Genomic DNA, 13,870 nt, shown 5'->3' with positions numbered 1-13,870 from the left:
CGACTACTCCGCCGGCTTCTCCAGGATCGCCACCACGCCCTGCCCACCGGCGGCGCAGATGGAGATCAGGCCGCGGCCCGAGCCCTGCTGGGCGAGCAGCTTGGCCAGCACCGGGACGATGCGCCCGCCGGTGGCGGCGAACGGGTGCGCCGCAGCGAGCGAGGAGCCGTTGACGTTGAGCTTGTCCCGGTCGATGGCGCCCAGCGGCACGTCCAGGCCGAGGCGCTCCTTGCAGAAGACCGGGTCCTCCCAGGCCTTCAGGGTGGAGAGCACCTGGGAGGCGAACGCCTCGTGGATCTCGTAGTAGTCGAAGTCCTGGAGGGTGAGGCCCTCGCGCTGGAGCATCCGGGCCACGGCGTACGCCGGCGCCATCAGCAGGCCCTCGTGGCCGTGCACGTAGTCGACCGCCGCGGTCTCGTGGGCGGTGAGGTAGGCCAGCACGGGCAGCCCGCGCTCCTTCGCCCACTCCTCCGAGGCGAGCAGCACCGCGGACGCGCCGTCGCTGAGCGGGGTGGAGTTGCCGGCCGTCATGGTCGCGGCCTCCCCCCGACCGAAGACCGGCTTGAGGGTGGCGAGCTTCTCAGCGGTCGAGTCGGGGCGCATGTTCGTGTCGCGCTCGACGCCGCGGAACGGGGTGACCAGGTCGTCCTGGAAGCCCTCGTCGTAGGAGCGGGCCAGGTTCTGGTGCGAGCGCGCGGCCAGCTCGTCCTGCTCCTGGCGCCCGACCCGCCACTCCAGGGCGGTCAGGGCGGCGTGCTCGCCCATCGACTTGCCGGTGCGCGGCTCCCCGTTCTGCGGGATCTCCAGGCCGATGTCGCCGGGGCGGATCTGGCCCAGGGCGAGCAGCTTGCCCTTGGTGTCCTTCGCGGCGTTGACCTTCATCAGCTTCTTGCGGAGCTTGTCGCTGATCGCCACGGGCGCGTCGGAGGTGGTGTCGGAGCCGCCGGCGATGCCGACGTCGATCTGGCCCAGCGCGATCTTGTTGGCCACCTGGATCACGGCCTGGAGACCGGTGCCGCACGCCTGCTGGATGTCGGTGGCGGGGGTGGCCGGGCTGAGCTTCGAGCCGAGGACGCACTCGCGGGTCAGGTTGAAGTCACGGGCGTGCTTGAGCACGGCGCCGGCGACGACCTCGCCCAGCACCTCACCCTCGAGGCCGAAGCGGGTCACCAGCCCGTCGATGGCGGCGGTGAGCATCTCCTGGTTCGAGACGTCGGCGTAGACGGTGTTGGAACGCGCGAACGGGATCCGGTTGCCGCCGATGACGGCGACGCGGCGGGTCTGGGCCTGCATCTTGAGCTCCTGCGGGGTGACTGGCTGGTGGGCCGGGTGGTGGGCCGGCATGTCTGCGGGGCCCGGTGCGGGTACGTCGTACCCGACCACGGGCGGTCAATCCTGGCGTGCGCGAGCCCTTCTCGGAACCCGATGAGGGCAACGTCACGAAATATGGACGCCGAGTTACACCAGGAGTTACATGTCGGGCACCCTAGTCCTGCACACCCGGGTCGTGCTCGTGATCCACCGACCGAAAGGCCTCCCCATGACCGACCGCTACCAGGGCTTCGTCTCCACGCCCGTCGGCAAGCTACTCGTGAAGAACCTGGGGCTGCCCAGCCCCGCGCGGCTCGAGCGGTGGAGCGAGGGCTCGCCGCTGGTCGACGGCACCGTGCTGGTCGGCGGCCGGGGCCGGATGGCCGACCGCCTGTCCAAGACGCTGGACAGCCTCGGCATCGCGGCGGTCACCGAGGATCCCGAGCAGACGGACGGCACCGGGCGCACGACATACAAGGGTCTGGTCTTCGACGCCACCGGCCTCGAGCGTCCCGAGGAGCTGGTGGCACTGCGCGACTTCTTCACCCCCCTCCTGCGCCGCCTCGACCCCTGCCCCCGGGTCGTCGTGCTCGGGACGCCCCCCGAGCAGCTGACCGGCGCGGCGCGGATGACCCAGCGGGCGCTGGAGGGCTTCACCCGGTCGCTGGGCAAGGAGATCGGCCGCGGCGGCACCTCCCAGCTCGTCTACGTGAGCGAGGGCGCCGAGGACGCGACCGACTCCACGCTCGCCTTCCTCCTCTCCCCCAAGTCCGCCTACGTCTCCGGCCAGGTCGTCCGGATCGGCGCGCGCGGTCGCCAGGACGCGGTCGCGGTCACCGACTGGGAGAAGCCGCTGGCGGGCAAGGTGGCCCTGGTCACCGGCGCCAGCCGGGGCATCGGCGAGCAGATCGCCCGGGTGCTGCACCGCGACGGGGCCACCGTCGTCGGGGTCGACGTGCCGCAGGCGGCGAGCGAGCTGCAGTCCCTGATGGCCGAGCTGGACGGCGACCACCTCAGCCTGGACATCACCCACTCCGACGCGCCGCAGCGGATCGCCCACCACCTGCGCGAGCAGCACGGCGGGGTGGACGTGGTGGTGCACAACGCGGGCATCACCCGGGACAAGAAGCTGGCGAACATGGACGAGGCGCGCTGGGACAGCGTGATCTCGGTCAACCTGCTCGCGCCCGAGCTGATCACCCGCGAGCTGCTGGACCAGGGCGTCGTCGGCGCCAACGGCCGGATCATCGGCGTCGCCTCGATCGCCGGCATCGCCGGCAACGTCGGCCAGACGAACTACGCCGCGTCCAAGGCGGGCGTCATCGGACTGGTCGACAGCCTGGCCGACGAGCTCTCCGACGGCATCACCGTCAACGCGGTGGCGCCGGGGTTCATCGTCACCCAGATGACGGCCGCGGTGCCGTTCGCCACCCGCGAGGTCGGCCAGCGACTCAACGCCATGAGCCAGGGCGGGCTCCCGGTCGACGTGGCCGAGACCATCGCCTGGTTCGCCTCGCCCGCCTCGACCGCGGTCAACGGCAACGTGGTCCGCGTCTGCGGCCAGATGATGCTGGGGGCCTGAGGTGGCCGGCGCGCTCGCGCTCGCCCGCGCGGCCCTGCCCGCCGTCCCCGGGGTCAACCAGCTGCCCGGGGTACGGAAGGCACCGGCCTCGGAGTTCACCGGCATCGCCCGCACCGGGCCGGTGACCGAGATCGATCCCCGGCACGTCGCCGCCTACGCCCGGGTGTGCGGTTTCCCGCGGCGCGACACCGTGCCGGTCACCTACCCGCACCTGCTGACCTTCGACCTCCAGATGCAGATCATGAGCAGCGCGGCGTTCCCCTGGCCGGCGATCGGGACCGTGCACCTGGAGAACACCGTCACCTCGCACCGCCCGATCGCGCTGACCGAGGCGTTGGGGGCGACCACCTCGGTGCGCGAGCCGCGCCCTCACCCCAAGGGGACGCTGCTCGACTTCGTCTCCACGATCAGCTCGGGCGACGAGATCGTCTGGGAGTCCACCTCGACCTACCTGCGCCGGGGCCGCGGGACCGAGGACGCCCCTCGCGGCCTCGACCTGCCGCTGGTCCCCGAGGGCAGGACCACCTGGGACCTGCCCGGCGACCTGGGGCGGCGCTACGGCAGCGTCTCGGGCGACTTGAACCCGATCCACCTCTACCCGCTCACGGCACGAGCGCTCGGGTTCAAGCGGCAGATCGCCCACGGCATGTGGACCAAGGCCCGCTGCCTGGCGGCGATCGAGAACCGCCTGCCGGACGGCGTGCGGGTCGAGGTCTCCTTCCGCAAGCCGGTCTTCCTCCCCGGACGGGTGGCGTTCGGGCTCGAGGGCGACCGGTCCGCCTGGTCGTTCTCGCTCACCAGTCCCGAGGACCGGTCCACGCACCTGGTCGGGCGGGCCACGGCGCTCTGAGCCCGGCCCCCCGCCGGGTCAGCGCGGGACGCCGAACTGGAGCGTGGCGACCGTCCTGGCCGCCGTGGCCACCGGGGCCTGGGCCAGGTTGAAGACAGCGGTGGACGGGGTCCACGTGCCCAGGTCGGTGGTGCCGTTGCCGTCCCAGTCGCCGGTGACCGGCAGGTCGCCGGGGTAGCCGAACGGCACCGTCGCCAACGCGGCGACGCCGGCCGGGTCGACGGTCCGCAGGGTGAAGGTCAGCGTCGCCTTGTCGTAGACGCCCACGTCGGTGCGCCCGTCGCCGTCCCAGTCGCCGGTGACCGGCACGTCGTCGGCATCTCCCATCGGGACCGAGGCGACCGCGCCGGACGCGGCGCGCAGCAGGAAGGTCGCAGAACGGGGCCGGAAGACACCGACGTCCCACGCGCCGTTGCCGTCCCAGTCCCCGGCCACGGGACGGTCGCCCCGGGCCCCGAACCGGAACGAGGTCGTCCCGGCGGGGCCGCTGAGCTTGAACATGCGCCCGCGCGGGTTCCAGGTGCCGGGCTGGACCAGCCCGTCGCCGTCCCAGTCGCCGAGCACCGGCTCGTCGGTGCCGGAGCCGAACCGGATCGCCGGGGTGGCCCCGTCGGCCTGGCGTACGACGAAGTCACCGCGCCGGGTACGACGGAAGACCGCCACCTCGGCACCCCTCGTCCCCGCCAGGTTGCCGGCCATCGGGACGTCGACGCAGTTGCCCGACGTCACCGCTCCGTACCCCAGCTTGACCCCGCGGAAGTGCGCGGGCACGACGTCGCGGCCGACCTTCTGCTCGAAGTGCAGGTGGGCGCCGGTGGTGTTCCCGGTCTTGCCCACCGCCCCGATCAGGGTTCCCTGGTCGACGGAGGATCCCGCCGCGACGAAGACGTTCTTCAGGTGGGCGTACGTCGTGCTCTCGCCGTTGCCGTGGTCGATCACCACGTGCCTGCCGTAGCCCCGCGTGCTCGTCTGGTCGGCCTTGGTCACCCGCCCGGCCGCGGCGGCCACGACCGCCTTGCCCTCGTCCTTGGCGCGGTTGAAGTCGACCGAGTGGACGCTCGGCGAGTGCCGGGCCCGGGTGCCCGCCGACCAGTCCTGCGCGCAGGTGAACGGCACCTGGAAGGACGTGGTCGGCACTGGCAGCGACTTGCGTGCCGCCGACGACTGGGCGGGCGCGGTCAACGCCGTGGTGCACAGCGCCAGGGCGGCCAGTCCGAGCGCGGCGGTGGTGGCGCGGGCGCGCGGCCAGGGGTGGGTCAGGGGCACGGCGGGGTCCACCTCGTCAGTCGCAGGACGCTCCGCGGGCACCTCGTCGCGCCCCGGTGGTCAGTCCTGTCCCACGAAGGGTCGGATGCCACACAAGCGCTCAGAAGTCACGGAAGCACTCACAGATAATCACGCGTCCGGCGTGTCTGTCAGGCAGATCACGTGAATTACACCCGTGTAATGGTATATGCGCTCATCGCCGACGGCGGATGAGCCCCTCCTGGGCCACCGTGGCGACGAGAGAGCCCTCCTCGGTGAAGACGTTGGCCAGCGCGAGCCCGCGCCCACCGGAGGCCGACGGTGAGTACTGGTCGTAGAGCCACCACCGGTCCGCCCGCATCGGCCGGTGGAACCACACGGTGTGGTCCAGCGAGGCCGGCTGGAGGGTCGGCGACCCGATGTCCACCCCGTGCGGCACCAGCGTCACCCCCAGCAGGGTCAGGTCGGTGCCGTAGAGCAGCGCGGCCAGCTGGATCGACCGGTCGTCGGGGAGCTCGCCGTCGACCCGGACCCAGGCTCGCGCGCGGGCAGGGTGCGCGGGGTCCTCCTCCAGGCCGTGGCGCGAGTTGCCGACGTAGCGCACGTCCAGCGCCGCCCACTCCCGGCGCCACTCCGCGGCCTCCTCCTCGCCTCGTCGGCGGATCAGCTCGGCCAGCGGGAGCGCGTCTGCCGGCGGCGGGACCGCCGGCATCGCGTCCTGGTGGACGAAGCCGTCCTCGGGCAGCTGGAAGCTGCAGGTCTGGTAGTAGATGGGGCGTCCGTGCTGGCGCGCCACGACCCGGCGCGCGTCGAAGGTGCGTCCGTCGCGGATCCGCTCCACGTCGTAGATGATCGGCACCGAGGTGTCGCCGGGCCGCAGGAAGTAGGAGTGCAGCGAGTGCAGCGCGAACGGCTCCTCCACGCTACGAGAGGCGGCCAGCAGCGCCTGGGCCGCCACCTGGCCCCCGAAGACGCGCTGACGGCGGGTGTCCGGCTGCCGCCCGCGGAAGAGGTCGAGATCCAGGCGCTCGAGGTCCAGCAGCTCCAGCAGCTCGGCCGCCGATCCCGGCACTAGCCCTGCCCCTGCTCGTTGTCGGGGCGGTCCAGGCCCGCCAGGAACTGCTCGAACTGACGCCCCAGGTCCTCTCCGGTGGGCAGCGGCTCGTCGCTGGCCAGCAGCGAGGCGCCCGACTCCTCGGCCCGCTGGAACGAGTCGTACTGCTGCTCCAGAGCGGTCACGACGTCCTGGACCTCCGCGTGGCTGGTCAGGTAACGGGCGACCTCCTGCTCGCACTCCTCGGCGGCCGAGCGCAGGGTCGTCAGGTCGATCGTCAGCCGGCCCCCGATCTCGAGGTTCTCCAGGAGCGAGAGCGACGCGGTCGGGTAGGCCATCTGGGCCAGGTAGTGCGGCACGTGCGCGACGTACCCCAGCGCGGGGTGGCCCCACTCCCCCAGCCGGACCTCGAGCAGCGCCTGGGCGCTGGAGGGGACCCGGAGCTCGCCGCGCCACGGGCTGCGCCCGGTGAGCAGGGAGGAGTCGTTGGCGTGGTGGGTCACCGCGATGGGTCGGGTGTGCGGCACCGCCATGGGCACCGAGCCCAGGGAGACCACGCGGGTCACCCCCAGCCGCTCGACGACCTCGCGGACGGCCAGCGCGAACGCCTCCCAGCGGATGTCCGGCTCCGGACCGGTGAGCAGCAGGAACGGGGTGCCGCCGGTGTCACGCAGCAGCCGCACGGACAGCCGAGGGGCCTCGAAGCCCTCGTAGTGGTCCTGCACGAAGGCGATCGGGGGGCGGCGCGCCCGGTAGTCGTGCAGCTGGTCGACGTCGAAGGTGGCCACCACCGGCCCCTCGCCCAGCTCGCGCAGGTGCTGGGCACCCAGCTCGGCGGACTGGCCGGCGTCGAGGAACCCGGTGAGCACCAGGACCATGGTCAGCTCGTCGACGCCCTCCAGCTCCGGGACGTCGTCGACGATGTGCACCAGTCGGTTCGGGGCGTCAGGCATGCGCCCAGCCTATGCTGCGCCCGCGCACGGCCCGGAGGTGACGACGGGCACACCCCCGAACCCCCCCGGGATTGTTACTGAGAGGTAACCTAGGCGGGCCCGGCCCACGCCGGGTCACCGACCCCTTTAGGCACCATTAGGAGACTCCGTGCCCCGACAGTTGCGAGAGGTCGTCTTCGTCGACGGCGTGCGCACGCCGTTCGGCAAGGCCAAGGGCCAGTTCGCCGAGACCCGCGCCGACGACCTCGTCATCAAGTGCATCCGCGAGCTCATGCGGCGCAACCCCTCGCTCCCCCCGGAGCGGGTGGACGAGGTGGCCATCGCCGCCACCACGCAGATCGGCGACCAGGGCCTGACCATGGGCCGCACCGCCGCCCTGCTGGCCGGGCTGCCGAACACCACCCCCGGCTACTCGATCGACCGGATGTGCGCGGGCGCGATGACCGCCGTGACCACCACGGCGGGCGGCATCGCCTTCGGTTCCTACGACGTGGTCATCGCCGGCGGTGTCGAGCACATGGGCCGCCACCCGATGGGCGAGGGCGTGGACCCCAACCCGCGGATCATCTCCGAGAAGATCGTCGACCCCGACGCGCTCGTGATGGGCAAGACGGCCGAGAACCTGCACGACCGCTACCCCGCGATCACCAAGGAGCGCGCCGACGCGTACGCCGTGCGCAGCCAGCAGCGGACCGCCGCGGCGTACGCCGCCGGCAAGATCCAGCCCGACCTGGTGCCGGTGGCCACCCGCTCCGCCGAGGAGGGCTGGGGCCTGGCCCTGACCGACGAGGCACCGCGGCCGCAGACGAGCATGGAGACTCTCGCCGGTCTGAAGACCCCGTTCCGCGCGCACGGCAACGTGACCGCCGGCAACGCCTCGGGCATCAACGACGGTGCCACCGCGGCGATCCTCGCCGACGAGGAGACCGCCAAGGAGCTCGGCCTGCCGGTCAAGATGCGCCTGGTCTCCTACTCGTTCGTGGGTGTCGAGCCCGAGGTCATGGGTGCCGGCCCGATCCCGTCGACCGAGAAGGCGCTCAAGCAGGCCGGTCTCACCATCGACGACATCGACGCCTTCGAGATCAACGAGGCGTTCGCGGTGCAGGTGCTCGCGCTCCTGGACCACTACGGCATCGCCGACGACGACCCGCGCGTCAACCCGTACGGCGGCGCCATCGCCATGGGTCACCCGCTCGCCTCCTCCGGCGTGCGCCTGATGAACCAGCTCGCTCGACAGTTCGAGGAGCGCCCCGAGGTCCGCTACGGCATCACGACCATGTGCGTCGGCATCGGCATGGGCGGGACCATCGTCTGGGAGAACCCGCACTGGAACGGAGAGAAGGCCTGATGTCCGACCTGAGCACCCTGATCGAGAAGGCCGCGTCCCTCGCCCCCGAGAACGAGGTCGTGACGCAGGCCAAGCTGCGCAAGGTCACCCTGCCGGGTGACGCCGGTGTCCTGGGCCTGATCACCCTGGACAACGGGCTGGACCACACCCGGCCCAACACCTTCGGGTTCAAGGGCCTGATCTCCCTGAACGAGGCGATCGACGCTGCCCTGGCCGACGACGAGATCACCGCGCTGGCGGTCACGGGCAAGCCGTTCATCCTCGCCGCCGGCGCCGACCTGTCCGGCATCTCCGGCGGCGGCCCGGACGGCGTCCGGCTGATCGCCGAGCTCGGCCACGGCGTCTTCCGCAAGCTGGGCGAGGGCGGCAAGCCCTCGTTCGGCTTCATCAACGGCCTGGCGCTGGGCGGTGGCCTCGAGGTCGCGCTGCACTGCACCTACCGCACCGTGATGGACTCGGCTCCCGCGCTCGGCCTGCCCGAGGTCATGCTCGGCCTGGTCCCCGGCTGGGGCGGCGCCTGGCTGCTCCCGAACCTGGTCGGCGCGGACGCGGCGGTCACCGTGATGGTGGAGAACCCGCTCAACAACGGCAAGGTCATCGGCGGCAAGAAGGCCTACGACCTCGGCATCGCCGACGCGGTCTTCTCCGGCGCCGACTACCTGGAGCAGTCGCTGCTGTGGGCGGCCGACGTGCTGACCGGCAAGGTCACCGTCGAGCGGCCCGAGGTCGACCGCGGGGCCGGCTGGGACGCCGCCGTCGAGCGGGCCCGCGGCATCGTGCTGGCGAAGACCGGCGGTGCCTCGCCGGCCGGCAAGCGGGTCGTCGAGCTGCTCGAGGCCGCCCGCACCTCGACCCGCGACGAGGGCTTCGCGGCCGAGGACCAGGGTCTGGAGGACATGTCCAAGACCCCGGAGCTGCTGGCCAGCCTCTACTCCTTCGACCTGGTGCAGAAGCGGGCCAAGCGCCCCGCCGGTGCGCCGGACAAGTCCCTGGCCCGCAAGGTGACCAAGGTCGGCATCGTCGGCGCGGGCCTGATGGCCTCGCAGATGGCCCTGCTCTTCGCCCGGCGCCTCGAGGTCCCGGTGGTCCTGACCGACCTCGACGAGGAGCGCGCCCAGAAGGGTGTCGCCTACGTCACCGCCGAGATCGACAAGCTGCTCGGCAAGGGCCGGATCAGCCAGGACAAGGCGAACCGCCTCAAGTCGCTGGTCTCCGGGTCGGCGGACAAGGAGACCGCGTTCGCCGGTGCCGACTTCGTGATCGAGGCCGTCTTCGAGGAGATGTCGGTCAAGAAGTCGGTCTTCGCCGACGTGGAGAAGGTCGTCTCGCCCGAGTGCGTGCTGGCCACCAACACCTCCTCGCTGTCGATCACCGAGATGGCCTCCGAGCTGCAGCACCCGGAGCGGGTCGTGGGCTTCCACTTCTTCAACCCGGTCGCGATCATGCCGCTGCTCGAGATCGTCAAGGGCGACGCCACCGACGACGAGACCCTGGCCACCGCCTTCGCCACCGGCAAGGGCCTGAAGAAGACCTGCATCCTGGTCAAGGACAGCCCCTCGTTCATCGTGAACCGGCTGCTCGGCCGGTTCCTGGGCGAGGTCGCCAAGGCGGTCGACGCCGGTACCCCGATCGAGACCGCGGACGCCGCGTTCGCCGGGATCGCGCCGATGCCGCCGTTCATGCTGCTCGGCCTCGTCGGCCCGGCGATCGCGCTGCACAACAACGAGACCCTGGTCAAGGCGTTCCCCGACCGGTTCTACGTCTCCCCGCTCCTCGAGCGGGTCGTGGCGGAGAAGAAGACCTCGTTCTACCTGCCGGACCTCTCCATCGACCCGGAGATCAAGGCCCTGCAGGAGCAGCCGGAGAACCCGGTCGTGCTGAGCAAGGACGAGCTGCGCGAGGCGGCCCTCTCCGGGCTCGCCGAGGAGGCACGCCTGATGCTGGACGAGGGTGTCGTCGCGGCTCCCGAGGACCTGGACCTGGCGATGATCACCGGCGCCGGCTTCTCGTTCTGGAACGGTGGCCTGACCATGCTGCTCGACTCCTCCGGCGTCGCCGAGAAGGTCAACGGCAAGCGGTTCCACTGAGCCGTCGCTCGCCGGCGTGAGCCGGCGACGTGCACGAGGGCGTCCGACCTGCGGGTCGGGCGCCCTCGTCGTTCCTGCGACAGGTGCCAGGGCTTCCGGAAGACTCCTGCCCGGAGACCGAACCGAACGGGCGCCTGGGAGCGTCGTACAAGGCGTGAGAGCAACAGCGAGACCCGGGAGACCAGATGGCGCGACGTGACTCCGAGGCGTTCACCGAGTTCGTGGCCGCCAGGTCCGCCGCCCTGCACCGCACGGCCTACCTGATGGTCGGCGACCGGGGTCTGGCCCAGGACCTGCTCCAGGAGGCGCTCACCAAGACGTACGTCGCCTGGCCACGGCTGCGGGACCCCCGACGGGCCGAGGCCTACACGCGCAAGGCGATCACCACCACGGCGATCGGCTGGTACCGGCGCAAGGGCTGGACCGCCGAGCGACCCGGTACCGAGGCCCCGGACCTGGGGCGTCCCGGGCACGAGGGGCAGGTGGCCGAGCGCGACTGGCTCTGGCGGGCGCTGCTCGACCTGCCGCCGCGGCAGCGGGCCGCGCTCGTGTGCCGGTTCTACGACGACCTGAGCGAGGCCCAGACCGCCGAGGTCATGGGGTGCGCGCCCGGCACCGTGAAGAGCCAGGTCTCCGCCGGGCTCGCCAAGCTGCGTGCGGCCGTGGGCGACCGCGGCCTGGACGCCACCTTCCTGGACGACGAGCTGACGGAGGCGACGCGATGACCACCGACCTGCACGACCTGATGAGCGAACGGGCCGAGCGGCTCGACCCGCCCACCCTCGACGCCTCGGCGATCATGGCCGCGGGCGACCGGCGGGTCCGTCGTCGCCGCTGGACCGGTGGCGCCGGCGCAGCCGTGCTCTGCGTGGCTGCCGCACTGGCGGCCCCGGCAGTGCTCGGCGGGAGCGGCACCGACGGCCTGGTCGCCGAACGCCCGGCGGACAGCGAGGACCCGGTGGCGTGGGTGAGCGGCTCCGTCCTGCACACCTCGCCGGACGGGCCCGAGGTGGAGCTCGGCCGGCAGCCGGTGGCGCTCGTCCAGGGCGAGTCTGGCTTCGTCTTCTCCGACGCCGAGGGTGACGTGCACGTGGTCCTGGACGACCGGGACCTGGTGCTGCCGGTGGGCCGGATGGAGACCCCCGACGCCGCACACTTCGAGTCCGACGGCGACGTCGTCGCCTGGGTCGACGCCGACGAGGGCGAGCCGTCGTACGCCGTGATGGACCTGTCCGAGGGCCCGGGAGTCACCCGGCTGCCCGTGACCGACGGGACGGTCACCCCGCTGGAGCGCGAGCACGACATGACCGCGGCGGTGGCCGCAGTGGACGGGTACACGGTCTACCTGCGGACCGCCGGCGGCGCGACCGCCTGGGAGCCGTTCAGCGGGGACAACGCGCTGCAGCCGCTCGCCGTGGCCCCGGGGACGCAGGTCGTGGTGGAGGACGTCAAGGACGGTGTCTTCCACTACCAGCGCACCGGCGGCACGCCGGCCGCCAAGGAGGAGGCGTACGTCGTGGGACCGGACCTGACCTCCGGCACCGAGCTGGACGCCTGGGACGGCATCCTCTCCCCCGACGGGCGCTACCTGGTGTCGGAGACCGCGGACGAGAACAGGGTCTTCGACACCACGACCGGAGAGCGGCAGCCCTTCGACCTCGGGGAGTACGCCTTCGTCGCGGGGTACCGCTGGCTGGACGGGGACACCTACGTCGCCCTTGGGCTGAAGGACCTGGAGGCCGAGCAGGCCGACCTCCTGAGCTGTGAGGTCGCGACGGGCACCTGCCGGGCCGCGGTCACCGATCTGGACCTGACGTCCGGCGACGCCCTGCAGCTGCCGATGAGCGAGGCCTGGTAGCAGCACGCGGGTCGCGGTCGGGCGGGGCGGCGCTCCCCCTCAGGTGCCCGCCAGTCGGGAGTGGCGGCGCCCGTAGAGGAAGTACACCACCAGTCCCAGGGCCATCCAGGCGAGGAACCGGACCCAGGTGGCCCCGGTCAGGTTGAGCATCAGGTAGGCGCACAGCAGGGCCGAGACCGGGCTCACCACGTAGACCAGCGGCGTGCGGAAGGCCCGGGGCAGGTCCGGTCGCTGCCGGCGCAGCAGCAGGACCCCCAGGCTGACCAGCACGAATGCGAAGAGCGCGCCGATGCTGACCAGGTTGACCAGGGTGTCGAGCTCGACGAACCCGCTGATCGCCGCTACCGCGAGCCCGGTGATCGCGGTGAAGACGTACGGCGTGCCGAATACCGGGTGCACCTTGGCCAACGGCTTGGGCAGGAGCCCGTCGCGGGCCATCGCGAAGCCGACCCGGGTCTGCCCGAGCATCAGGATCATCACCACCACGATCAGCCCGATGCAGGCTCCGATCGCGATCAGCCGGCCCATCCACTCCATCCCGACGGCGTCGAAGGCCGTGGCGAGCGGGGCCGCGTCGTTCTCGTCGATCTGCTCGTAGGGCTGCATGCCGGTCACCACCAGGCTCACGGCGATGTAGAGCACGGTCACGATCACCAGGGAGCCGATGATCCCGCGGGGGATGTCGCGCTGCGGGTTGCGCGTCTCCTCCGCGGTCGTCGCGACGATGTCGAAGCCGAGGAAGGCGAAGAAGACGATCGACGCCCCGGCGATCACTCCCGCCAGCCCGTAGACCGCCGGCTCCGCGCCGGTCAGGGTGCTGATCAGCGTGCTGTCGAGGAAGCCGCCGCTGCCGGCGGGGGCCGGCTTCGACTCCGGGATGAACGGGACGTAGTTCGCGGTGTCGATGTGGGAGAAGCCGAAGATCAGCACCATGGCGATCACCAGCAGCTTGATCGCCACCACCGCCTGGTTGACCCGGCTGGAGAACTTGATCCCGACGATCAGCACGACCGTCACCAGCACGGAGATCACCACGGCGGGAAGGTCGACGAACCCGTCGGCTGCGGAGGCGATCCCGGTCGGCACCTCCAGGAAGCTGCCGTCCACGACCTCCTGGTAGTAGCCGGAGAAGCTCGTGGCCAGGGCGGCCGCCCCGATGGTGAACTCCAGCGCCAGGTCCCAGCCGATGATCCAGGCCACGAGCTCGCCGAAGGTGGCGTAGCTGAACGTGTAGGCGCTTCCGGCGACCGGCACCGTGGCGGCGAACTCGGCGTAGCACAGGGCAGCGAGGCCGCAGGCCAGCCCGGCGATCAGGAAGGAGAGCGTGATCGCCGGCCCGCTGTTGGTCTTGGCGACCGTGCCGGTGACCACGAAGATCCCCGCGCCGATGATCACGCCGACCCCGAAGATCATCAGGTCCAGGGCGCCCAGGTTCTTCTTCAACCGGTGCTCGGGCTCGTCGGTCTCCGCGATCGACTGCTCCACGCTCTTGCGGCGCATCACTCCCACGCTTCGACGCTAGGGGTTACGCACCGGTAGGTCGATGGGCCGATGTCCCCCCCGGCCGGGCGCTGCTGGGCGT

General features: G+C 71.7%; 11 protein-coding genes. 6 read left to right on the top strand and 5 right to left on the bottom strand.

Features of this window, described 5'->3' with window-relative positions; translation table 11 throughout:
* Positions 1-3 precede the first annotated feature (3 nt).
* The gene (locus H8838_RS08975) at positions 4-1,293 is read right to left on the bottom strand and encodes an acetyl-CoA C-acetyltransferase (protein ID WP_185994820.1); all 1,290 of its coding nucleotides are present in this window, start codon (positions 1,291-1,293) and stop codon (positions 4-6) included.
* A 247-nt stretch (positions 1,294-1,540) separates the two neighbouring features.
* Between H8838_RS08975 and H8838_RS08970 the strand changes: the two genes are divergently transcribed.
* Both H8838_RS08970 and H8838_RS08965 read left to right on the top strand, forming a co-directional pair.
* On the top strand, positions 1,541-2,893 hold the full coding sequence (locus tag H8838_RS08970) for a 3-oxoacyl-ACP reductase (RefSeq protein WP_185994821.1): 1,353 nt from the start codon (positions 1,541-1,543) through the stop codon (positions 2,891-2,893).
* Between the two features lies 1 nt (position 2,894).
* Positions 2,895-3,743, top strand: coding sequence for a MaoC/PaaZ C-terminal domain-containing protein (locus H8838_RS08965; protein ID WP_185994822.1), 849 nt, complete (start codon positions 2,895-2,897; stop codon positions 3,741-3,743).
* An 18-nt stretch (positions 3,744-3,761) separates the two neighbouring features.
* On the opposite strand, the gene H8838_RS08960 is transcribed toward H8838_RS08965, so the two are convergent.
* The 3 genes from H8838_RS08960 to H8838_RS08950 all read right to left on the bottom strand — a co-directional run bounded on the left by H8838_RS08960 (position 3,762) and on the right by H8838_RS08950 (position 6,995).
* Positions 3,762-5,009: a M23 family metallopeptidase gene (locus H8838_RS08960; protein ID WP_185994823.1), complete on the bottom strand. Its 1,248-nt coding sequence runs from the start codon at positions 5,007-5,009 to the stop codon at positions 3,762-3,764.
* 193 nt (positions 5,010-5,202) lie between these two features.
* Entirely contained in the window at positions 5,203-6,060 is an 858-nt protein-coding gene (locus H8838_RS08955; protein ID WP_185994824.1) for an acyl-CoA thioesterase, read from the bottom strand.
* A complete protein-coding gene (locus tag H8838_RS08950; RefSeq protein ID WP_185994825.1) occupies positions 6,060-6,995 on the bottom strand; it encodes a PAC2 family protein in 936 nt (311 codons plus the stop codon). Before H8838_RS08950 ends, H8838_RS08955 begins: the two co-directional genes overlap by 1 nt.
* Positions 6,996-7,143: 148 nt before the next feature.
* On the opposite strand from H8838_RS08950, the gene H8838_RS08945 reads away from it, so the two are divergent.
* From H8838_RS08945 to H8838_RS08930, 4 genes are all read left to right on the top strand, one after another.
* Positions 7,144-8,343, top strand: coding sequence for a thiolase family protein (locus H8838_RS08945; RefSeq protein WP_181310756.1), 1,200 nt, complete (start codon positions 7,144-7,146; stop codon positions 8,341-8,343).
* Entirely contained in the window at positions 8,343-10,430 is a 2,088-nt protein-coding gene (locus H8838_RS08940) for a 3-hydroxyacyl-CoA dehydrogenase NAD-binding domain-containing protein (protein ID WP_181310755.1), read from the top strand. The genes H8838_RS08945 and H8838_RS08940 overlap by 1 nt, the downstream gene beginning before the upstream one ends.
* 185 nt (positions 10,431-10,615) lie before the next feature.
* Positions 10,616-11,155, top strand: a complete 540-nt coding sequence (locus H8838_RS08935; RefSeq protein WP_181310754.1) for a SigE family RNA polymerase sigma factor — start codon at positions 10,616-10,618, stop codon at positions 11,153-11,155.
* Positions 11,152-12,288 carry a hypothetical protein gene (locus H8838_RS08930; RefSeq protein WP_185994826.1) on the top strand — a complete coding sequence of 379 codons (1,137 nt, stop codon included), beginning with the start codon at positions 11,152-11,154 and terminating at the stop codon, positions 12,286-12,288. The genes H8838_RS08935 and H8838_RS08930 overlap by 4 nt, the downstream gene beginning before the upstream one ends.
* Before the next feature lie 39 nt (positions 12,289-12,327).
* Here H8838_RS08930 and H8838_RS08925 read toward each other — a convergent pair whose 3' ends face one another.
* On the bottom strand, positions 12,328-13,788 hold the full coding sequence (locus H8838_RS08925) for an amino acid permease (protein WP_317983805.1): 1,461 nt from the start codon (positions 13,786-13,788) through the stop codon (positions 12,328-12,330).
* Positions 13,789-13,870 lie beyond the last annotated feature (82 nt).

The sequence above is a fragment of the Nocardioides campestrisoli genome (assembly GCF_013624435.2).
Taxonomy (GTDB): domain Bacteria; phylum Actinomycetota; class Actinomycetes; order Propionibacteriales; family Nocardioidaceae; genus Nocardioides; species Nocardioides campestrisoli.
Note: the sequence above shows the minus strand (reverse complement) of the source record. Positions and strands in the feature narration are given on the sequence as shown.

Coding starts and splice junctions, on each gene's coding strand:
- H8838_RS08975 (WP_185994820.1), bottom strand. CDS start 1,293: ATGCAGGCCCAGACCCGCCGCGTCGCCGTCATCGGCGGCAACCGGATC.
- H8838_RS08970 (WP_185994821.1), top strand. CDS start 1,541: ATGACCGACCGCTACCAGGGCTTCGTCTCCACGCCCGTCGGCAAGCTA.
- H8838_RS08950 (WP_185994825.1), bottom strand. CDS start 6,995: ATGCCTGACGCCCCGAACCGACTGGTGCACATCGTCGACGACGTCCCG.
- H8838_RS08940 (WP_181310755.1), top strand. CDS start 8,343: ATGTCCGACCTGAGCACCCTGATCGAGAAGGCCGCGTCCCTCGCCCCC.
- H8838_RS08935 (WP_181310754.1), top strand. CDS start 10,616: ATGGCGCGACGTGACTCCGAGGCGTTCACCGAGTTCGTGGCCGCCAGG.
- H8838_RS08930 (WP_185994826.1), top strand. CDS start 11,152: ATGACCACCGACCTGCACGACCTGATGAGCGAACGGGCCGAGCGGCTC.
- H8838_RS08925 (WP_317983805.1), bottom strand. CDS start 13,788: ATGCGCCGCAAGAGCGTGGAGCAGTCGATCGCGGAGACCGACGAGCCC.